We start from the raw sequence: 20,200 nt of genomic DNA, 5'->3' as shown, positions 1-20,200 counted from the left end.
GACTTGTCCAATTTGTCGAATGCCCCATATTCGTGATTGGAATGCGGCCGTGAACATCTTAGAAAAAGGATTAGGCAATTGGCAGAATCCTAAAATAAAAAAAGCAGCCTAGAAAGGCTGCAGTCCGCTAGCAACTCGCGGACTTAAAAGGCTTTGGTAATTAGACGACCTCTATCGGCAATAGTCAAAAGACTATTGCTGGTAAGTCAAGTTCGTATCTAAGCAAGTTGGTGTTCTGGTTAGCGCAAGCTAACGAGCCACTAAGCCCTAGACTTCAGTCTAGGGTAGTTGACAAGAAGGCAAGTGGGTAATTTTCCCAACAGACAAGCACTTCAAAGACGATCCATATCATCCTGAAACCAAGCTCTTCCCACCACATAATTTGCCTAATACCTGGGGTCGTGAATTATACGGTAAGGTAGGTAAGTGGTACGAAGATCACAAAGATAATGATCACGTGATTTTGATGGATAAGACACGCTATTCTGCTTTTGCGGGTACGCCTCTTGATCTAATTTTGCGTGAGCGGAAGATCGATACCTTACACTTGACAGGTGTCTGCACCGACATTTGTGTTCTGCACACGGCAATGGACGCGTATAATCGTTGCTATAACTTGGTTGTGCATGAAAATGGCGTAGCAAGTTTTGATCAAACTGGTCATAAGTGTGCCTTGAATCACTTTAAGACTTGTTTGGGTGCTGAAATTGTGAAGTAAGACAAATTATTTCTAATAAATTTACGCAAGACATCCCATGAAAGGGGTGTCTTTTAAATGCTCTTTTGAAAAATGTTCGTTTATGGTTCATAATAAGTAATGTTTGTTTTTATAAAGGAGTTGTATTTTTATTTATGGAGAAGAAAGATAATCAGGTCAAAATTAGACTTGGCAGTCTAGTTTTGATGATTTTCTCTTCTATTTTTGGATTTAGTAATTCGCTGACCGCTTTTTACCAAATGGGCTATGCAAGTATCATTTGGTATATCGTGTCAGCTATCTTGTTCTTCTTGCCATCTGCATTGATCTTTGCGGAATATGGTGCTGCCTTTAAAGGGATTAAAGGTGGGATATTTTCCTGGTTAGAGGGTTCTACTAATGAAAAAGTAGCATTCATCGGAACTTTTATTTGGCTATCCGCCTGGGTAGTCTGGTTGGTTTCATCAACCCAATTCTTCTTGGTTTCAGTGTCTACTGCTATGTTTGGACATGATACCACACAAAGCTGGTATTTAGGGCCATTGACCTCAACCCAGCTTTTAGGAATCTTAGAAGTTGTTTTCCTAGCAATCGTAACTTTTTGTGCAGCCAAAGGGATTGATAAAATAAAGGCCATCAATAATATTGGTGGGATCTTTACTTTGGCAATCGCTATTGGCTTCACTGTAGTTTCTTTATTGGTCTTTATTTTAAATCGTGGCCAGTTAGCTGAACCAGTTACTGCGCAGAATTTAGTTCATTCGCCTAATCCATCATTTCAATCTCCAATTGCGGTTATTTCATTTATTGTTTATGCCTTATTTGCATATGGTGGTTTGGAAACAACTTCCGGTGTGATTGACTCAGTAGACAAACCCGAAAAGACTTACCCCAAAGGTTTGATCATTGCGATGATCATGATGACTACACTCTACGTAGTGAACATTTTCATGTGTGGTGTTGCCGTTAACTGGAATAAGGAATTAGGAGCCAAGGGCGTTGACTTGGCTAATGTTGAATATGTTTTAATCAATAACTTAGGTGTAGTAACTGGACATAGTTTAGGCTTATCACAATCTGCTTCTTTGGCTATTGGTTCAGCTTTCTCACACTTTGCTGGGATTGCCGATGTTCTATCAGGTATTGCTGCTGCCTTCCTAATGGTTTATTCACCAATTAAGTCATTTATTGAAGGCTGTGATCCGCGTCTTTTGCCTAAGAAACTTGTTCAACTAAATAAGCATAATATGCCTGAACGTTCAATGTGGTTGCAAGCAATCATCGTTAGTGTAATCATCTTATTTATTTCATTTGGTGGCAATGCAGCGAGTCAATTCTACACGATCTTGATGGATATGATGAACGTATCTTCATCTGCACCATATTTGTTCTTGATTGCTGCTTATCCTTTCTTTAAGGCAAAGAAGGATTTAGATCGTCCATTTGTCTTTATTGAGGGTAAGAAAAAAGTATGGGCAACGACAATTATTGTCTGGTTGGTTGTGGCTATTGGTATCATCTTTACTTGTATCGAACCGCTCTTTACTGGTGATTATCAAACTTCATTCTGGACAGCTATTGGTCCGGTAGCATTCGGTCTGGTTGCGTGGATTTACTATTCATATCGCGAACATAAGGAAAAAGTTTTAAACTAATCGCTAAACATTTCTATCAAGTATGTTTATAATGGAAAAAAGATATAGAAAGGATGCTAAGTTAATCATGAAAAAATTAGATACAAACAAACTCACTGATGAACAAATCAAGTTCTTTAATGAACACTTGCCATACATGGCAACTGTCAACAAGGAAGGCAAGCCAGCAGTTGGTCCTAAAGCTTCACTTAAGGCCATTGACGCAACTACTGTTCAATATTTAGAAAAGACTAAGTCTGAAGCTTTTGCCAACTTGAAGAATGGTTCAGAAGCAGCTATCGTAGTTGCCGATGTCCCAACTCACAAGGCATTACGTGTTAGAGGCTTTGCTGAAATTCATGAAGATGATGACTATGCCAAAAATATTTTAAAGGACACCAAGTTTCCTAATGCATTTGTAGTCAATATCAAGATTGATGAAATTGATGCTTAATTGAAAATTTTTCTATGTTAAAAGGCACCCTATTTGGGATGCCTTTTTTGATTGAAATAAATATTAATTATTTAGATTTAATGTAGTTAACACCATCTGCAGCTGGAGCGACCGACTTACCAAGGAAGAGAACAAGTACAAGAATGGTAATAACGTACGGCGCAATTTGCATATAAACTGTTGGAATCTTAGCGATACCTGGTAATTGGTTACCAATGATGCTCAAACTTTGAGCAAAACCAAAGAAAAGAGAAGATAGCATTGCACCAACAGGATTCCATTTACCAAAGATAACAGCAGCTAAAGCCATAAATCCTTGACCAACAATGGTAGAAATTGAGAAGTTACCAGAGATGGATTGAGCAAAAACTGCACCACCTAGACCAGCCATTAAACCAGAAGTCAAAACACCAATGTAACGCATTTTGTAAACGTTGATGCCCAGAGTATCTGCAGCCTGAGGATTTTCACCAGTTGAACGCAGGCGCAAACCTAATTTAGTTTTGTAAAGAACGAACCAAAGAATGATAGTTAAAATGATGGCTAACCAAGCTGGTGCAGAAGTATTAGTGAAGAAAATCTTACCAATAACTGGAATTTGAGCAAGGACTGGAATATCTGCATAACCAAAATTAGCAGTAATGTTAGGAGTTTGACCTTTCTCGTAAATTGCTTTGATTAAAAATACGCCTAAAGGAGGAGCTAATAGATTTAGTACGGTACCACTGATGATGTGATCGGCATGAAGATTAATCGTGGCAAAAGCATGCAGAATAGAAAAGATTAAGCCAAAGATTGCTCCAACTAAGGCACCCAACCATGGAGTTGCAGAGCCAAATGTTTTGGCGAAGGTTAGGTTAAAAATAATTGAAGTAAAAGCTCCAACAGTCATAATACCTTCAAGCCCGATATTGACGATACCAGAGTTTTCACTGTAGACACCACCTAAGGATGTCAAAATTAGAGGAGCTGAATAGACTAAAGTTGAAGAAACGATTAATGCTAGAAGTGAGGTGAGGTTCATAGAGTATTTCCTTCTTTTGATAATTTGATATTTGGTCCGTCAACGCCATTATTAGGACCAATTTCTTGCCCTCTCTTGAGAGGGTGCTTTTTAACTTTGAAGAGCAGATCAAAGACGTATTTGATGGCGATAAAGAAGATGATGGCGGCGATAACGATGGAGACAATTTCGTAAGGAACGCCTGCAACAGTCTGCATCCCTAAACCACCAATTTTAAGAATGGAGAATAAAAAGGCAGCAATTAAAATTCCGAAAGCTGTACTGTTGCCTAATAATGCGACTGATAATCCGTCCCAACCAATATCAATACTACTGGTTTGTGTAAAGTAGTTTTGGTAAGTCCCTAAACCTTGAACTACGCCACCAATTCCCGCAAAAGCACCGGAAAGCAACATGGAAAGAATGATATTCTTTTTAGCAGACATCCCCGCATAACGACTGGCAAATGGATTGAGACCCACGGCTTTAATTTCAAAGCCGACGGTTGTCTTTTTCATCAAGAACCAGTAAACAATAATGGCAATAATCCCTAAAAAGATTCCTGCATTTATTCGAGAATCACCGAACATTTTACTTAGCCATTCTAAATGAAGACTGCCATTGCTAGAGATATTCTTTGTAGTATCTGTGCCATTGCGTAAGTTTTCAGGCATGATTTGCTGCATAAGATATTGGCAAACATAAAGTACGATGTAATTTAGCATGATAGTCGTGATAACTTCATTGGTTCCAAAGTATGCTCGTAAAAAGCCGGCAATACCAGCAACGATTGCTCCGGCAAGTGCCCCGGTAATGATTGCTAATGGCAATAAGATGTACTTAGGCATATTGGGATTGGCTAACACAAACCAAACGGAAGTTAACCAGCCAGCTTGAGCTTGTCCAGGTAAACCAATGTTGAAGAATCCCGCTTTTGAAGCAATGGCAAAACCAACTGCGGTAAAAAGAAGGGGAGTGGCTTCACGAATTGTTTCTCCTAAGCCATTCATATTGCCTAAAGCACTAGAAAACATAGATGCATAAGCAGTTATTGGATTGTAGCTCCAAATAAGCATAATTATTGCACCGACTAAGAAACCGGCAATTACAGAGATAAGCGGTACCAGATACCGTTTTTCTTTAGCTGAAACTTTGATCAAGATCTTTTCCTTCTTTCTTCACGCCAGTCATTAAAAGACCTAATTCGGTTTTGGTGGTTTGTTCTGGTTGAACGATCCCAGATTTTTGACCATGATGTAAAACCAGAATTCTGTCAGATAACTGCATGATTTCGTTTAATTCATAAGAAACAAGCAAAATAGCTTTACCCGCGTCTCGTTCTTTTAATAATTGTTTGTGAATATACTCAATTGCACCGACATCTAAGCCACGGGTGGGCTGGAAGGCGATGATTAAGTCGCTGTTTCTTTCAAGTTCCCGGGCAATAATTACTTTTTGCTGATTACCACCGGAAAGTTCACCAGCTGGAAGATCACTGCTAGTAGTTCTAATATCAAACTTTTTAATGGCTTTTTGAGCATGTTCTTTGATTGCTGCAAAGTTGATAATGCCATGTCTAGAAAATGGTTGCTGATAGTAGCTTTGCAAAGCGAGGTTATCCGCAATGGACATTTGTAAAATTAGACCATATTTTTGTCGATCGGCGGGGATGTTAGCTACGCCCTGTTCTGTAATCTTTCTAGTAGATTTATTGGTCATATCTTGATCTTTAATAATTACGTGACCGTTGTCTACTCGGCGCAATCCTGTAATTGCCTCAACTAATTCGTCTTGTCCATTGCCGTCGATACCAGCAATTCCTAAGATTTCGCCTGCACGAATAGAGAAGGAAAGATCTTTAACTGCTAAACTGCCACGGCTTTCTTTAACTTGAAGATTTTTAACTTTAAGAATTTCCTTGCCAAGCTTTTCTGCTTTTTTAGTCAATTTCATTTCTACAGAGTGACCAACCATTAACTCTGCCATTTGTTGGTCGCTAATTTTCTTAACTGAATAAGTTCCAACGTCTTGCCCTGCTCGAATGATAGTTACTTGATTAGCAACCTGTTTGATTTCCTCTAGTTTATGAGTGATCAAAATAATCGATTTGCCTTCATGAGCTAGTCCTTTAAGAATAGTCATAAATTCAGTAATTTCTTGAGGCGTTAAAACTGCGGTAGGTTCATCAAAGATAAGAATATTAGCACCACAGTAGAGGACTTTAAGAATTTCTACTCTTTGTTGTTGAGCAACGGTGATGTTAGCTATTTTTTCATCAGGATCAATGGCCAGGTGATAGCGCTCTGAAAGGGCTAAGACTTTTTCACGTGCTTTTTTAATGTCTAAGAAAGGACCATTAGTCGTTTCGTGACCTAAGATGATGTTTTCTAAAACGGTAAAAGAATGAGCGAGCATAAAGTGTTGATGCACCATTCCAATACCTAGTTTTTTAGCAGCTGTTGGGTTATCAATAGTAACTTTTTTACCGTTGACTATGATTTCACCAGAAGTTGGTTCAAGCAGGCCGGAGAGGATACTCATTAAAGTTGATTTACCCGCACCATTTTCTCCGAGCAGTGCTAGAATTTCACCTTGATGTAATTTTAGATTAATATCGTTATTGGCTTTAAATCCGTTAAAGTCTTTAACGATATGCTTCATTTCAATAACTGTATTTTGTTTTTCCATAATTTTTAGTTTTCTATTAAAAAACTCTCCGCCAAGACGAAGAGTTTTTGACTGTTAAGATTTATTTACTTGGCTTGGTTGCAACCTTGATCTTGCCATCGAGGATTTGAGTACGAGCCTTTTGAACAGCTTGCCATGCCTTGTCACTTAATTGACCTTTAGTGATAGAAACACCGTTGTCTTTCAAGCCGTAAACAAGGTGCTTGCCACCTGGAAACTTGTCGTTGTAAGCATCATCGGCAATACTCTTAGTGGCAACGTTCAAGCCCTTTAAGACAGAAGTTAAAGTAAAGTTAGCTTTCTTACCGTTCTTAGCAGTGTAGTTACCTAATCCGGATTGATCAACATCAACCCCAATTACCCAAACTTTCTTGTCGGCTGGTAATGTTTGGTTGTAATCCTTAGCTTCTTGGAAGACACCGTTACCAGCGTTGCCTGCTGCTTGGTAAATAATGTCTGCCTTGTTAGCGTACATTGATTGAGCAATTGACTTAGCTTTATCAGTAGCAGTGAAGTTACCGATGTATTGAGTTTGAACGGTGATCTTTTTATGAAGCGCCTTAGCACCGTCGGCTACACCTTGCTTAAAGCCAGCTTCAAATAAATCAATGATGGCTGATTTAGCACCGCCAATAAAGCCGACTTTGTTGGTCTTAGTTGTGTAAGCTGCAGCTAAACCGCCGAGATAGGAAGCTTCATTACTCTTGAAGGTGACAGAAGCAACATTCTTTTGACCATTAACTACACTGTCGATGATTACGAAGTTCTTCTTAGGATTCTTCTTGGCAGCCTGACTAACTGCTTGTTGTAATTCGAAACCGACACCGAAGATGGTTTGATAACCAGCCTTAGAAGCTTGGTCGAAGTTGGGAACGAAATCGGAAGGACCACTTGATTGGAAGTATTGATAACCGCCCTTGCCTTGCTTTAAGCCATGTTCTTTACCGTAAGCTTTAAATCCAGCCCACGCAGCTTGGTTAAAGGAATGGTCGTCAACACCGTTTTGGTCGGTGATTAAGGCAATACCGTGTTTGGTATCCTTGTTAGTTGAAGCACCTTGCTTCTTGCCCGAACAAGCGGTTAAGGCTAAACCTGCCGCAAATACAATCGCACCAACTGATAAAATCTTTTTGAACTTTGAGTTCATTTCTACCTCCAGAATTGATATTATTTTGAGAATGATTCGATTAAAATGATAAATTAATGTACGTGTTATGTCAATATAAAATTTAAAACAAACAAATTATGTCTATATATAGTGCGAAAAACGAATAATATGTGATATACTGCTTTTAAAATTAATATTCTGAGAGGAAAAACTAAATGCAAAAGAAAATCGCAACCGGTAAGATCTATTTAGGTGGATCATTCAATCGAGAGATAGATCATGAACGAGTGGAAAGGGCAAAAGAAATATTGGCTAAGAATCCAACCATTGCCAAAGTACATTTTCCATTCGATTATGATTTTGTTGATCCTGAAGAAAAGAATCCGGAAATTGGTGGTCAGAGAAGCATGACTTGGCGAGTTGGTACTTTTCAAAATGACCTTAATGGGATCAACAGTGCTACTTGTGGCGTGTTTTTATATGACATGGATATCCTAGATGATGGTTGTGCGTTTGAAATTGGCTTCATGCGAGCAAATCATAAGCCAGTAGTGTTGGTGCCATTTACTGAACATCCGGAGAGACCGAAGAAGATGAACCTGATGATTGCGCAAGGCGTTACTGCGATTATTGATGGTAATACGGAGTTAGAAAAACTAGCTGAGTATGATTTCAATTGGACGCCTTATATTCCTGTGACAGGTTATGGCATTTATTAGAAAAAGTTAAAAGCATCCCGATGGGGATGCTTTTTTGTATTAGATAAAAATTAAATTCATGATTTGCTCCTGTAATATTGCAGATATGCCTGTTTTTGAGTCTTGAGATATTAAAATATAAAAGAGAAAATCTTTTAGTAATAAGGATTTAGAAAATGAATTAAAAAAAGACTTTGTTTACTAGCATGGCCGCAATTACCTTGCTATCAGTTGGTACAACTGCAATTGCTGCTAATAGCAATGCAGAGGTGGTTGAAGCAAAAACTGTTTCTAGAAAGTTGAAACGTAATGCCGCTATTTACACTAGCCATGGTAAACGCACTCATAAGAAGTATTTGAAGAAGGGCATGAAAATCAAGATTTACGGTTATAAGACCATCAGGGGTAAGAAATATGCGCGTATTGGCAAGAACAAGTACGTTTTAGTTTCTAACTTGGCTTCGGCAAAGAAAAAAGCCGTGAAAAAAACTGATCAAAGTACTTCTAACAATTCTTCAGATACTACTGATGACGATATTGCACCAGTAGATCCAGCTAAGCTTGCTGTATACAAGGGTTGGTTGAAGAATAGAAAGAATGGTAACTTGGTTGCTATTCGTGATACCAAAGCATATGACGATGATGGAGATTCTAAAGTTCTTAAGGGCTAAGCTATCAAAATTCCAAGTGAAGATGATGAAATAGATGTTTCTGTTCATGGTGGTAATAATGGCCCTGAAATTGAATTTGGTGGTAACGAAGGTAATACCAAATTCAATTGACTTAGACTTTAAGACTTATGATGGCACTTATAAAGATAAGTTAGCAAATATCAAGAAATACACTAATTCTAAGGGAAAGATTTCATTCGTCCCAACAGTTAATGTGGTTTCCATTCCTGATCTTGATTATCCTAGAATGACTTTGAAGGCAGGTAAAGAAGTAAATCTTAATTATCCAGATTTGATGATCAATGGTGATGGTGAATATGTAGTTGAAGTTGAAGGTAATAACGGCCATGTATTCCAAGTTCCATATAACCAAATTACTGGTTGGAAGAGACCTTAATTTGAACTAGATATGAAAAAGCTCCGTGTAAAGCGGAGCTTTTTTATGGTATAAACTTAACTTTCTTATACTTGTCTTACATTAAGGAGTTAGAATAAAATAATTCTATTATTACATTCAGTATTAAAACTGAATACTCTTGATAAGATGCAACGCGGAGGTAAATGTTATGCGAAGCCTAACACAATTTGACTATATGCTAGATTCCTATGATTCTCAGGATCAAATTTTAGAAGATTTAAGAAGCAATTTTATTAATACTTTTCCAGTAGACTACATCAGAAACAAGATGACTGTAGCTGAATATATTGAAGGAAAAGGTAACAAAGATAGTTTTTGTAATCGTCTTGAAAGAGAACTTAGTGGATTAGGAAGCATTAAAGGCGCAACAGCTTCAAAATTTGGTATTTATTATAGTCAGAAATATCAAAAATACTTAATTAATAAAGTATGGCAGACCCCTAAAGATAATCCAAATTTAAAATTGTCCTTTAAAAAATTAAGAGAATCAATTGCAGATTTGATTGAAGCTGGGAATTCAAATAATCAGAAAGTAATTGAAACTCATCCTCTTGCACCCATGGTTAAAATGAAAATTCTGTCGATATATTATCCAGAAAAGTACTTAAATATTTTTTCTAAAAGAATGTTGGATTATTTTGTATTTCAATTCTATGGGAATTCGGTTTCAAGAAATATCTCACTTTTTGAAAAACAACGACTCCTTTTAAAATTGAAGTATGAAGATAATGCTACTAAAAATTGGAATAATATCAAATTTGGTAATTACTTTTATCACCTTTTTCCAGCTGCATATAAATTAGGTGAAGAAAATCAGTTTAATGGTAGCAAGAACTATAAAGCAGTCAAACTTGAACAAATAGTACCATTGCCTCCTAGAGAAGATAGTCCAGAGTTTCCAGTTGCTTTTAATAAAACAGCTGTAAAATATAAAGCTAAAAATCCACAATCTCAAAAGAGATTCATTTCTAAAGTAGACTATGTAACCAAACAGAAAGCTAACCTAGATGTAGGAGAATTGGGTGAGAGAGAAGTATTTGAATACGAAAAGAAAAGGCTAGCAGAATTTGGCAATCTTCAAAGGCAGATTCAATGGCAATCAAAGAAATCTGATACTATTGGGTATGATATTCTTTCTTTTGAAAAAGATGGTACTCCGAGACAAATTGAAGTTAAAAGTACCACTGATAAAGTAAGTAATAAATTTAGTTTTATTATGACTGAAAATGAAAGACAACATGCATTATCTCTTTCTAATTATTGGATTTATCGAGTATTTGATGTAAAAAAGCAACCTATTATTTACAAGATAAAAAATCCTTTGAAGGATAACTTGGCCGAGATAATTCCTGTAAAGTATCAGGTTAATGTGAAAATAAAAAAATAAAAATAGCATTCCCATTTTAGTTAATGGGGATGCTATTGTTTAACGACGTTGTAAAGTCATTGTCCATGTATCAACACGAAATTTTAATTTAGATCCACTACGATAGACATTACTTTCTTCACCACCTGGACAACAGAACCAAAGATTTTTTCCACCTCGCCAAGCTAAATAGTAATGTGTAGATGGTTTCATTCTCATGTTCAAAGCATTAGAACCATGATAAGTAGTCATTGGATGCTTTGACAGATATTCACCACAAATAGTATGTTTAGTGATATTTATCCATTGCCATTTGTGTTTTTTATTCTGCCAATGTCCACAATAACGTGCAGGTATGGTATAACGATGAAGCCGAGTTGCTTCAACCTTTTTATTATTAAGACCGTTGTTGAATATAGTGATAAAACTAATAGCTGCGAGTATGCTTAAAACTACAGTAATAATTTTTCTCTTCATTTTTAAATGTCTTATTTCTTATCCTTAAAATTAATCACCTTAGAAGGATCAATTTTAGTTCTACGCTTATCCTTTTTCGCTATCTCAGAATCAATTTTAGGAAAGAGAGCATTCCAGAATTCCGTAACAGCATCATTTTCATATTTTTCTTTAGGATCTTCTTTTGTATGACCGTTCTCATCAACGGCTTGTGGACCTTTGTACTTATCTTGTTCAGCCTTAGCCAACATTGCCGTTGCAAAACTATTAACTTTAATCTGTTTTCGCGGTTTATTCTTTGGTCGTTTATTTTTATCAGGTAAGTCTGTTACTTTTTTCATGAGTTCTCCTTAAAATATAATATAATCTTGAATCATTTGATGAAAGGTATCAACCTGTCATTTTAGTAAAAATATGTATAATAAGAGGCATCGCATTTAAGTGGTGCCTTTTTGCTTAAGCAAATTATCTAGGGTTTACATCATGAGCATATTCCTTTAGTTCCAACAAGCTGTATTTTTTCCCGAAGATGGTGTGTTTGTCGGGAAACAAACGATAGGAGTTCTTCAATCTCTTCATAAACTTGTTAGTGAATAATTTTTTCTTTTGACCATAAAGCGTATGTTGATTCAGCCATTGTTCTGCTTGATTTCTTGATAGATATTTCATGAAATCTTCCTTTCTGTTATTCAGAGTGCGAGTGCTTTGGCTGTACCTCTATACATCACTATTGTAGTTCTTTAGGTATTGAATGTATAAAAATTTGTAGAGGGCATAAAGATAGACTATATTCATAAGAAAAACTAAAATAAAAATTAAAAGTATATATTTTACGAGATAAAATTATGAAACTCAATAAAAAATCATCTTAGTTTCAGCTGCAACTTTAATGGCATTGAGTCCAGCTATCGCTTTGACTCAAAACAATGAGCCGGTTTTTGCAGCTAGCAAGAAAGCCATCAAAAAAACAATTAAAACTAGTGCAAATGGTATCACGCTTTATAACGAAAAGGGTAATTTTTATACTGGCAAGAAAAAAGTTAAGAGTAATAGCACAATTAAGACTTATGGTAAGCCTGTTTGGATTACTAGTCGCATTTCACTTCTGTCAAGCGATAGTTTTCCAGTAATCAGAATTAATAATGGTTAAAATTACGTGTGGCTTGGTGACAATGGTTATATTAAGTCTAATTGCTTAGGCAGTATTAGCAACAAGGGTGTAATTAATATTGCTCGTAAAGGTTACGTTTATGACAAAAACGGCAAGCGTTTGAAATCATATCGTGGTGGCAAGGTAACTGTAACTCGTAATCAAAAGATTAAATATGCTGGCAAATTGACAGAAACTTCACGTGAACTTTACTATTACGTTGGCAGCGGTGCTTATGTTAAGGCACTGAATGTAAGTAAAATCAATGGTCAATATGTCTTCACAAAGCAACCAACTTATGTAATTCCCCGTGCTGATATGTATGTTTTGAACAAAGATTTAAAGGAAACTTCTAAAGTTGTTCGTGCTGGTAGCAAAGTTAAGATTGATCAGGTTTTGATCGATACTGACTACACTGACCCACAATTGTACGTCAGAATAGCTGGCACCAAGGACCAATTCTTGTACTGGACTGATGCAGGTGATTATCCAGATGAAGATGAGGGGAATTTTAGCTTTAGATTCTTCATGGATAATAATCATAATTTTGCGGAATCAACTCAATCGTTGGTTACTTTTAAACAAGGCCTAGAAAAGACTACACCACTTTACAATGATCAAGGTCAGCTAGTTGATTTAGGTGGCAAATATTTGGAAAAGGCAGCTCGTGGCAACTTTTTGCCTGAGAACAATTATCAGGTTGATTATGCTCGTTACATTTGGGTACCTAGTGAAAAGAAAGCAAAACTTTTCTATCACTTAATTGGTACTACTTTTTCAATGCGTGATCCACATAGTAAATATGAATACACTTGGGTTAAGCAAAATATTGGTAGTGTTTATGTAAAGGCAAGTGATGTTACTTTCAAAGGTTTAAAAGTTAAGACTCAAAATACTGCAGAAGAGGCTACCAAGTTAGCTAAAAAGTAGAAAAATATTGAAGCGCTGTCGTTTGACGGTGCTTTTTATGTCAATAAAAAATTCTAAAATATTTATTGACAATAGCTAAAAGAAAGATCAATATAACATTAAATTTATTTAAGAAAGGAGTCACATATCATGTTAGAATCACAAAGCGCATTAACAGTAGAATTACGCCGCCGCCACCAAAATGATGGTTTATTTGTGATCCTAAATTATGGTGTGCGGCGATCCTAATCTCAGATAATTGATTTACTAATTATTCTATGAAGGTTCACATTCCTTAATTGGGATGTGGGCCTTTTTATTTTTTAGAAAAGAGAAACGACTATGAAAGCTATTAAATTTATCAGTACTACCAGTTTACTTATTGGTGCAGCTTTAAGTTTAACTGCATGTGGTCAAAATAATAAGAATGCAGCCAAGCCTGCGAATAAGTTTCCTGAACAAACCCCACAAAAGATAGCAAAACAGGGTGGGACTTTAACCTATGCTATTGAAACTGATACTCCTTTTAAAGGAATTTTTGATAGTCAGTTATCAGTTGATCAAGTGGATTCAGACGTAATGCAATTTGGTAATGAGGCTTTGTTCGATACTGATAATCAATATAAGATTACTAATAAAGGCCCAGCTACTTTTAAATTAGCCAAGAAAGCCAAGACAGTAACAATTACTGTTAAGAAAGGAGTTAAGTGGTCCGATGGCAAGCAAGTGGTTGCTAAGGATTTGGAATATCCATATGAAATGACTGCCAATAAAGCTACCAACAGTCTACGGTACTCAGATTCTCTAGCTAATATCGTAGGAATGAAAGCCTATCACAATGGCAAAGCGAAAACTATTTCAGGCATAACTTATCCTGATGGTGAAAATGGCAGAACTATTGTCATTCATTTTTTAGCAATGAAGCCAGGGATGTTGCAATCTGGTAATGACTATTTTATTGAAACGGCAGCTCCATATCATCATTTAAAGGATGTACCTTTCAGTAAATTAGTTTCATCAGATCAAATCAGAAAAGATCCATTATTCTTTGGACCATATAAAGTTAGCAAAGTTGTCAGAGGTCAGTCAGTAACTTGGGTTCCCAATAAATATTATTGGAGAGGCAAACCAAAGTTGAATAAGATTGTGGCGCAAGTTGTTTCGACTAAATCAGCCAGTCAAGCAATTAAGAGTCACAAGTTTGATATTGCAGATGTAGTTAACTCTGATTGGCAAGCCGTTAAGAACGCTAAGAACGCTAAGAATACTAACTTTATTGCTAAGATCCCTCTTGCATATAGTTACTTAGGCTTCAAAGTCGGGAAGTGGGAGAATGGCAAGAATGTCATGGACAAGAATTCTAAGATGAATAATAAATCTTTGCGTCAGGCAATTGCCTATGCCATGAATATTAATCAAGTTGAAAAGAGATACACGCAAGGTTTGACTTTCAGAGTGCCAACTTTGATTCCTGCTCAATTTAGCGATTACTTCGATAAAAATGCAAAAGGCTTTCCATACAATTTAAAGAAAGCCAACCAATTATTGGATAAAGCTGGCTACAAGAAGAAAGGTAAATGGAGGGCTCAGCCTAATGGCAAGCCTTTGAGTATTCACTTGGCCGCAATGACAGGTTCCGCAGTGCAAGAGCCGATTATTCAGAATTATATTCAACAGTGGCATAAAATCGGCTTGCATGTCAGCTTAACTGGTGGCAGATTAATTGAGTTCAATTCCTTCTACGACAAACTGGACCACGATGATAAAAATATCGATATGTTTATGGCAGCTTGGTCATTGTCATCAGAGCCTTCACCAAGAGGGATGTACAGCGAAACTAACCCAATGAATGACTCTAGATTCGTTACCAAGGAAAACAATAAATTGCTTGATGAAATTGATTCTACTAAGGCGTTCAATCACAAGTACCGGGTAGCAGCTTTTCATAAATGGCAACAATATATGAACGATGAAGCTTATATTGTACCAATGACTAACTCTTATGCGATTCAAGCTGTTAATAATAAGATCGTGAACTACTCGTTAAAACCAGCAGCTGCAAATAGTGTTTGGTATAAAGTAGGCTTTAGTAAGTGGTTAATTTCTTAACGTTAAAGATGGTGTTCGTCTGAATTATGAGACTGGTAATAGTCGAATAGAATAAAAAGAAAATGATTCAATACTACTTAAGGTACTGAATCATGCAATCAAAATTTTCCAAAGTGAACTGCTAGTGTACCAGTTCTGGGGCTGAATAGGCGCTAAGCTAGCTACAATGATGAAGATGCCACCAATGGCAATAGATAAGGCAAAGATGTAATTAACCATGGTGAACTGTGAACTTTCATTAATAGATTGGCGCAAAATATAGATAGCAAGCGCAACTAAAATCATCCCTATTGAGATACCGATTTGGTAAAAAACATACATCAACTTTTCCCCAGTCTTTTTAAATCTGTTAAATATTATATGATTTTTTTGAATAATAAACAAAAATTAAAGTTAAATTTGACTTATATTAATAAGTCTATTATTATTCACACTAAAGTATGATGTTTCATGAATGAGAGGTATATAAATGGACTGGACCATTATACAGCAGGCATTGCCAGCATATGGGCATGGCTTCGTTCTTACTGTTTGGCTTTCATTGGTTGGGATTATTGGCTCAATCATTGTTGGAGTCATTGCAAGTTTGCTGCAATACTTTAAGACACCGATCTTAAGTCAGATTGCAACAGCTTATGTCGAATTGGCACGCAATACACCGCTTTTAATTCAACTTTTCTTTTTGTATTATGCATTTCCAGTAATTGGTTGGCGAATGTCATCAATTACTGCCGGAATTATCGGTTTGATTTTCCTTGGGGGAGGCTACATGGCTGAAGGATTCACCGGTGGCTTCCAAGGGGTAACGGATAGTCAAATCAATTCTGGTGAAGCTTTAGGAATGAATCGCTTTCAATTAGCAAGATACATTGTGTTCCCGCAAGGATTTGCCTTAAGTATGCCAGCTTTGGCAGCTAATGTGATTTTTCTTATTAAGGAAACATCTATTTTTACAGTGATTGCAATTCCTGAATTGACTAATACGGCATTGGATTTGATCGGAATGTATTACCGGTCTAATGAATATTTATTAATGTTGGTTATCGGCTATGCAATTATTATGATTCCAGTAATTTTACTTTTAAACTGGCTAGAAAGGAAAGTTCGTTATGGCGCATTCGGGGATTAATGTCTTATTCAGCGGTAGCAACTTTGATCGGCTATTAGTTGGTTTATGGACCTCTATTTGGATTGCTGCTTTGTCAATTATCATTGGATTGCTTATTGGAACTATATTCGGTGTTCTTCGGACAATGCCGAATAAAATAATTCGTTGCATTTTAAGAGTCTACATGGAGATCTTTAGGATTTTACCTAGTGTGGTTCTACTTTATTTGGTTTATTATATTTTGCCTCGTAGCTTGCATATTAATTGGCCGGGTACTTGGATGGCAGTCTTAGCTTTTTCGCTTTGGGTAGCAGCAGAGTTCAGCGATATTGTTCGTGGGGCTTTGCAATCCGTGCCATTAGCTCAAAAGGAAAGTGGCTTGGCATTGGGTTTGAGTAAGACGCAGCTTTTCTTGTATGTTTTGTTACCTCAAGCATTCAAGTTAGAGTTACCAGCTACGATCAACTTAGCAACAAGAGTAATTAAAACAACTTCTATTTTAATGTTGATCAGTGTAATGGATGTTATCAATGTGGGACAACAAATTATTGAAGCAAATAATCAAAAATTCCCAACAGGTGTTTTCTGGGTTTATGGTTTGATTTTCTTCTTTTACTTTATCCTGGATTATCCTTTATCAGTATGGGCAAAGAGTTTAATGGCAAAGCAAAAATAGGTGAGAAAAATGACTGAAGAAATTTTAAAAGTGGAACATCTAAACAAGTTTTATGGTGACTGGCAAGCACTTCACGATATTAGCTTTAATTTGAAAAAGGGTGAAGTTTTGGCGATTCTGGGTCCCTCAGGTTCAGGTAAATCAACACTCTTAAGAACACTGAATGGTTTGGAAAATTATAAAAATGGTGAGATTGTCTTTCATGGTAAAAAGGTCCAGTCCTCTCCAAAAGAATGGCAAGCTATTCGACAAAAGATTGGCATGGTTTTTCAATCATATGATCTTTTTCCAAACCTAACAGTAATGCAAAATATTCTTTTGGCACCTACAAAGGTCCAAAAACGAGATCGAGCAGAAGTAGAACAAGAAGCACATCATTTGTTAAAACGGGTAAATATGGATCAATATGCTGACACGTATCCTCGAGAATTATCTGGTGGTCAACAACAAAGAGTGGCAATTGTCCGTACTTTAGCTATGAAGCCTGAAGTTATTCTACTTGATGAAATTACTGCATCTCTTGACCCTGAAATGGTTCGTGGTATTGAAGATATTGTTAAAAAACTTTCAGAAAATGATCATATGACAATGATTTTAGTTACTCACCAAATGAACTTTGCTAAACGTGTCGCTGATCAAGTCCTCTTTTTGGAAAAAGGCAGGATTATTGAGAAAACTCCTTGTGAACAGTTCTTTACTGAACCACAATCTGAAAGAGCTCAGCAATTCCTCACTGATATGGACTTCTAGGGGGATGAAACTATGAGTGGACGAAAGATATTCAACACTATTATTAGTGTAATTGCCGCTGTCGTAGTGTTAGCTTCAGCTTATATGGGTTTAACTAAACCATATCTAGCTCGTTCTGCTGGTGGTGGCGGTTGGAGTAACAATAATAGTGTGACCCAAATTAAGCGTCGAGGTTATATTCGAATTGGTGTTTATGGCGACTTACCACCATATGGTTGGGTTAACTCTCAAGGTAAACGGGTTGGTTTTGATTTGCGACTTGCACGAGAATTAGCTAAAGAATTAGGTGTGAAACCACGATTTACCCAACTTAACGGAAATAACCGGGTTGACGCATTGAATTCTAATAAAGTAGATATGGTCTTAGCCAACTTTACCAAGACTCCAGAAAGAGCAGAAGTAGTAGATTTTGCCCATCCTTACATGAAAGTATCAACTGGTGTTGTTTCACCTAAGAGTCACCCGATTACCAGTGAAAAGCAATTGCGAGGGAAACAATTGATTCTTTTGAAAGGATCAACGGGTGAAAACTACTTTGCTAACCGTCCTGGAATAAAGCTTTTACGTTTTGATTCAGAAACCCAGCAATTTAATGCAATGAAAAATAAGCGAGGAGCTGCATTAGCTGATGATAACTCCTACTTATATGCCTGGATTAAAAAGAATCCGCAATATGTAGTAGGAATTAGATCAATTGGTCCTCACCAATTTATTGCACCTGCTGTTAAGAAGGGTAACAAATCTTTATTGAAGTGGACTAATAAACAAATCAATCGTTTGACTGCTGAAGGTTTCTTCAAGAAAGATTACCAAATTGAACTTAAACCATACTTTGGTAAAGGAATTGTGCCTAGCGACATTTTATTAAAGTAAATCAAAAATGAAAAGAGAAGTAATTCAAAGTTGGAATTACTTCTCTTTATTCTATGCCAAAGTATTTTTTAGCTGCGTCGCTCATACGGTCCGGCGACCAAACCGGATACCAGACAAATTCTACGTCTACGTTTTTTACTTCTTCGACCTGTTCTACTTCTGCTTTGATTTTATCAAGGCCGATTGTAAAATTAAATTGAACACTTTGTAAAAAATAAAAGCCCATCTGGGCCTGTTTGATAGAATGTTAATAACCACAAAAACTTCTATTGGAGGTCAAAAATGGACTCTTTATATTCTACCATGAATCAGCGCATTAAAGGTAAACACTTATCATTCGAAGAGCGGGTTATTATCCAAACTCGTATCAAAGACGGCTTCTCTCTTAGAGCTATTGCACGTGAACTTGGTTGTTCCCCGTCTACCATCAGCTATGAAGTCAAACGCGGTACTGTTTCTCTTTATCATGGCAAACAGAGCCGGTACAAGGCTGATCACGGTCAAAGCGTTTATCAGGCTAATCGACACCATTGTGGCCGCAAATCAGACTTCTTGAAGAAATCTGATTTTATCGAATATGTTAACAAGCATTTCTCTGAAGATAACTGGTCGCTTGATGTATGTGTCAATCGCAGTTTGGTTTTAGGCCATAAGACTAGAGATGATCAAGTACTGCTGACTTTGTCTGAGCGAATGAGTCGCGAGTTTTTAATCTTGCGGATTCCCGATAAGACCGCTGCCAGTGTCATGCATGCTTTTAGAACGCTTCAAAAACAATACAGCGAGCACTGGAACGACATCTTCAAGACAATCACTACTGATAATGGCTCGGAGTTCGCGGATTTAGCTAATTTAGAGCAAGTCTCTAAAACGCTTGTTTACTATGCTCATCCCGATAAAGGCACTGTTGAAAGACATAACGGCCTTATTCGTAGGTTCATACCTAAAGGTGATTACATCAATAACTATTCTCTTCAAGACATCATTAATATTGAAACCCGGTGCAATTCACTGCTGAGAAAGATCTTAGCGTATCATACCCCAGATGAAATCTTTGAAAAGGAATTGGATCGTATCTATCAAACAGCATAAGTGTTCAATTTATTATTGCAATTTACGAACTCACTAATTAAATAAAAAGAATATAAAAAATGCTTAGTACCTACTTGGTATTAAGCATTTTTGTTTAGCCTATAATGAGCATTCTCCAGAATTGACTACTGGTGTACCAGTTATGCGGCTGAATTGCGGCCAGGCTGGTGATAATGATTAAAACGCCAGCCGTTGAGATCGAAATGGAAAAGATGAAGTTAGTGAAATTGGCAGGGTAGCTGCTTTTGCGACATCCCCTGAAGATGTAAAGTGCAAGACCCACGAAAAAGAAACCTACAAAAATTCCGATTTGATACCAAATATCCATTACTACTCCCTT

Annotated in this window: 23 protein-coding genes and 3 pseudogenes; 16 read left to right on the top strand and 10 right to left on the bottom strand. The window is 36.7% G+C overall.

Features of this window, described 5'->3' with window-relative positions; all coding sequences use genetic code 11:
* The 4 genes and pseudogenes from BN1206_RS09560 to BN1206_RS06630 form a co-directional block, all read left to right on the top strand.
* Window positions 1-112 (top strand): annotated as a pseudogene (locus tag BN1206_RS09560) (RNA-guided endonuclease TnpB family protein); the annotation flags it as partial.
* Window positions 113-292: 180 nt separating this feature from the next.
* A pseudogene (locus tag BN1206_RS06640) lies at window positions 293-718 on the top strand (cysteine hydrolase family protein); the annotation flags it as partial.
* 134 nt (window positions 719-852) lie between these two features.
* A complete protein-coding gene (gene yjeM / locus BN1206_RS06635; protein WP_052543097.1) occupies window positions 853-2,352 on the top strand; it encodes a glutamate/gamma-aminobutyrate family transporter YjeM in 1,500 nt (499 codons plus the stop codon).
* A gap of 67 nt (window positions 2,353-2,419) precedes the next feature.
* Window positions 2,420-2,785, top strand: a complete 366-nt coding sequence (locus BN1206_RS06630) for a pyridoxamine 5'-phosphate oxidase family protein (RefSeq protein WP_013438333.1) — start codon at window positions 2,420-2,422, stop codon at window positions 2,783-2,785.
* Between the two features lie 67 nt (window positions 2,786-2,852).
* On the opposite strand, the gene BN1206_RS06625 is transcribed toward BN1206_RS06630, so the two are convergent.
* The 4 genes from BN1206_RS06625 to BN1206_RS06610 form a co-directional block, all read right to left on the bottom strand.
* A complete protein-coding gene (locus BN1206_RS06625; RefSeq protein ID WP_013642239.1) occupies window positions 2,853-3,809 on the bottom strand; it encodes an ABC transporter permease in 957 nt (318 codons plus the stop codon).
* Complete coding sequence (locus BN1206_RS06620) at window positions 3,806-4,948, bottom strand: ABC transporter permease (protein WP_013642238.1); 1,143 nt, start codon at window positions 4,946-4,948, stop codon at window positions 3,806-3,808. Before BN1206_RS06620 ends, BN1206_RS06625 begins: the two co-directional genes overlap by 4 nt.
* Window positions 4,929-6,476 (bottom strand): ABC transporter ATP-binding protein, encoded by a 1,548-nt coding sequence (locus tag BN1206_RS06615; RefSeq protein ID WP_052543096.1) that lies wholly within the window; start codon window positions 6,474-6,476, stop codon window positions 4,929-4,931. The genes BN1206_RS06620 and BN1206_RS06615 overlap by 20 nt, the downstream gene beginning before the upstream one ends.
* Before the next feature lie 61 nt (window positions 6,477-6,537).
* Window positions 6,538-7,623 carry a BMP family lipoprotein gene (locus tag BN1206_RS06610; RefSeq protein WP_052543095.1) on the bottom strand — a complete coding sequence of 362 codons (1,086 nt, stop codon included), beginning with the start codon at window positions 7,621-7,623 and terminating at the stop codon, window positions 6,538-6,540.
* A 176-nt stretch (window positions 7,624-7,799) separates the two neighbouring features.
* On the opposite strand from BN1206_RS06610, the gene BN1206_RS06605 reads away from it, so the two are divergent.
* The 4 genes from BN1206_RS06605 to BN1206_RS06590 all read left to right on the top strand — a co-directional run bounded on the left by BN1206_RS06605 (window position 7,800) and on the right by BN1206_RS06590 (window position 10,758).
* Window positions 7,800-8,303: a nucleoside 2-deoxyribosyltransferase gene (locus BN1206_RS06605; RefSeq protein ID WP_014566027.1), complete on the top strand. Its 504-nt coding sequence runs from the start codon at window positions 7,800-7,802 to the stop codon at window positions 8,301-8,303.
* 173 nt (window positions 8,304-8,476) lie between these two features.
* Window positions 8,477-8,953, top strand: coding sequence for an SLAP domain-containing protein (locus BN1206_RS06600; protein ID WP_231575988.1), 477 nt, complete (start codon window positions 8,477-8,479; stop codon window positions 8,951-8,953).
* Window positions 8,954-9,011: 58 nt separating this feature from the next.
* Complete coding sequence (locus tag BN1206_RS06595; RefSeq protein ID WP_014566025.1) at window positions 9,012-9,350, top strand: hypothetical protein; 339 nt, start codon at window positions 9,012-9,014, stop codon at window positions 9,348-9,350.
* Window positions 9,351-9,519: 169 nt separating this feature from the next.
* A complete protein-coding gene (locus BN1206_RS06590) occupies window positions 9,520-10,758 on the top strand; it encodes a protein NO VEIN domain-containing protein (protein WP_014566024.1) in 1,239 nt (412 codons plus the stop codon).
* A gap of 39 nt (window positions 10,759-10,797) precedes the next feature.
* On the opposite strand, the gene BN1206_RS06585 is transcribed toward BN1206_RS06590, so the two are convergent.
* The 3 genes from BN1206_RS06585 to BN1206_RS06575 form a co-directional block, all read right to left on the bottom strand.
* Window positions 10,798-11,214, bottom strand: a complete 417-nt coding sequence (locus BN1206_RS06585) for a hypothetical protein (RefSeq protein WP_014566023.1) — start codon at window positions 11,212-11,214, stop codon at window positions 10,798-10,800.
* Between the two features lie 11 nt (window positions 11,215-11,225).
* Window positions 11,226-11,534, bottom strand: a complete 309-nt coding sequence (locus BN1206_RS06580; protein WP_014566022.1) for a hypothetical protein — start codon at window positions 11,532-11,534, stop codon at window positions 11,226-11,228.
* Between the two features lie 124 nt (window positions 11,535-11,658).
* Entirely contained in the window at window positions 11,659-11,862 is a 204-nt protein-coding gene (locus tag BN1206_RS06575; protein WP_052543094.1) for a hypothetical protein, read from the bottom strand.
* Window positions 11,863-12,082: 220 nt separating this feature from the next.
* On the opposite strand from BN1206_RS06575, the gene BN1206_RS06570 reads away from it, so the two are divergent.
* From BN1206_RS06570 to BN1206_RS06555, 3 genes are all read left to right on the top strand, one after another.
* Window positions 12,083-12,343 carry an SLAP domain-containing protein gene (locus tag BN1206_RS06570; protein ID WP_052543093.1) on the top strand — a complete coding sequence of 87 codons (261 nt, stop codon included), beginning with the start codon at window positions 12,083-12,085 and terminating at the stop codon, window positions 12,341-12,343.
* Window positions 12,344-12,349: 6 nt separating this feature from the next.
* A complete protein-coding gene (locus BN1206_RS09555; protein WP_082104761.1) occupies window positions 12,350-13,273 on the top strand; it encodes an SLAP domain-containing protein in 924 nt (307 codons plus the stop codon).
* Window positions 13,274-13,594: 321 nt separating this feature from the next.
* Window positions 13,595-15,361, top strand: coding sequence for an oligopeptide ABC transporter substrate-binding protein (locus tag BN1206_RS06555; protein ID WP_052543092.1), 1,767 nt, complete (start codon window positions 13,595-13,597; stop codon window positions 15,359-15,361).
* A 90-nt stretch (window positions 15,362-15,451) separates the two neighbouring features.
* Here the strand turns inward: BN1206_RS06555 and BN1206_RS06550 are convergent, their stop codons facing one another.
* A complete protein-coding gene (locus BN1206_RS06550) occupies window positions 15,452-15,682 on the bottom strand; it encodes a hypothetical protein (RefSeq protein WP_052543091.1) in 231 nt (76 codons plus the stop codon).
* Window positions 15,683-15,830: 148 nt separating this feature from the next.
* Here BN1206_RS06550 and BN1206_RS06545 point away from each other — a divergent pair, with 148 nt between their 5' ends.
* From BN1206_RS06545 to BN1206_RS06530, 4 genes are read left to right on the top strand one after another with little or no spacing between them, the layout of a single operon-like run.
* Window positions 15,831-16,490, top strand: coding sequence for an amino acid ABC transporter permease (locus BN1206_RS06545; protein ID WP_052543090.1), 660 nt, complete (start codon window positions 15,831-15,833; stop codon window positions 16,488-16,490).
* Window positions 16,471-17,145: an amino acid ABC transporter permease gene (locus BN1206_RS06540; RefSeq protein ID WP_014566016.1), complete on the top strand. Its 675-nt coding sequence runs from the start codon at window positions 16,471-16,473 to the stop codon at window positions 17,143-17,145. Before BN1206_RS06545 ends, BN1206_RS06540 begins: the two co-directional genes overlap by 20 nt.
* A 9-nt stretch (window positions 17,146-17,154) precedes the next feature.
* Window positions 17,155-17,895 (top strand): amino acid ABC transporter ATP-binding protein, encoded by a 741-nt coding sequence (locus BN1206_RS06535; RefSeq protein WP_013642224.1) that lies wholly within the window; start codon window positions 17,155-17,157, stop codon window positions 17,893-17,895.
* 12 nt (window positions 17,896-17,907) lie between these two features.
* Complete coding sequence (locus tag BN1206_RS06530; protein WP_052543089.1) at window positions 17,908-18,768, top strand: transporter substrate-binding domain-containing protein; 861 nt, start codon at window positions 17,908-17,910, stop codon at window positions 18,766-18,768.
* 46 nt (window positions 18,769-18,814) lie between these two features.
* On the opposite strand, the pseudogene BN1206_RS06525 reads toward BN1206_RS06530, so the two are convergent.
* Window positions 18,815-18,919, bottom strand: a pseudogene (locus tag BN1206_RS06525) (DNA methyltransferase); the annotation flags it as partial.
* A 131-nt stretch (window positions 18,920-19,050) separates the two neighbouring features.
* Between BN1206_RS06525 and BN1206_RS06520 the strand changes: the two are divergent.
* Window positions 19,051-19,860: an IS30 family transposase gene (locus tag BN1206_RS06520; protein ID WP_052543088.1), complete on the top strand. Its 810-nt coding sequence runs from the start codon at window positions 19,051-19,053 to the stop codon at window positions 19,858-19,860.
* Window positions 19,861-19,954: 94 nt separating this feature from the next.
* On the opposite strand, the gene BN1206_RS09550 is transcribed toward BN1206_RS06520, so the two are convergent.
* Complete coding sequence (locus BN1206_RS09550; protein WP_082104760.1) at window positions 19,955-20,188, bottom strand: hypothetical protein; 234 nt, start codon at window positions 20,186-20,188, stop codon at window positions 19,955-19,957.
* Window positions 20,189-20,200 lie beyond the last annotated feature (12 nt).

This window comes from Lactobacillus sp. OTU4228, assembly GCF_001006945.1.
In the GTDB taxonomy this organism is placed as follows: domain Bacteria; phylum Bacillota; class Bacilli; order Lactobacillales; family Lactobacillaceae; genus Lactobacillus; species Lactobacillus amylovorus.
The sequence above is the reverse complement of the archived record's forward strand: the minus strand, read 5'-3'. Positions and strand labels throughout refer to the sequence as shown.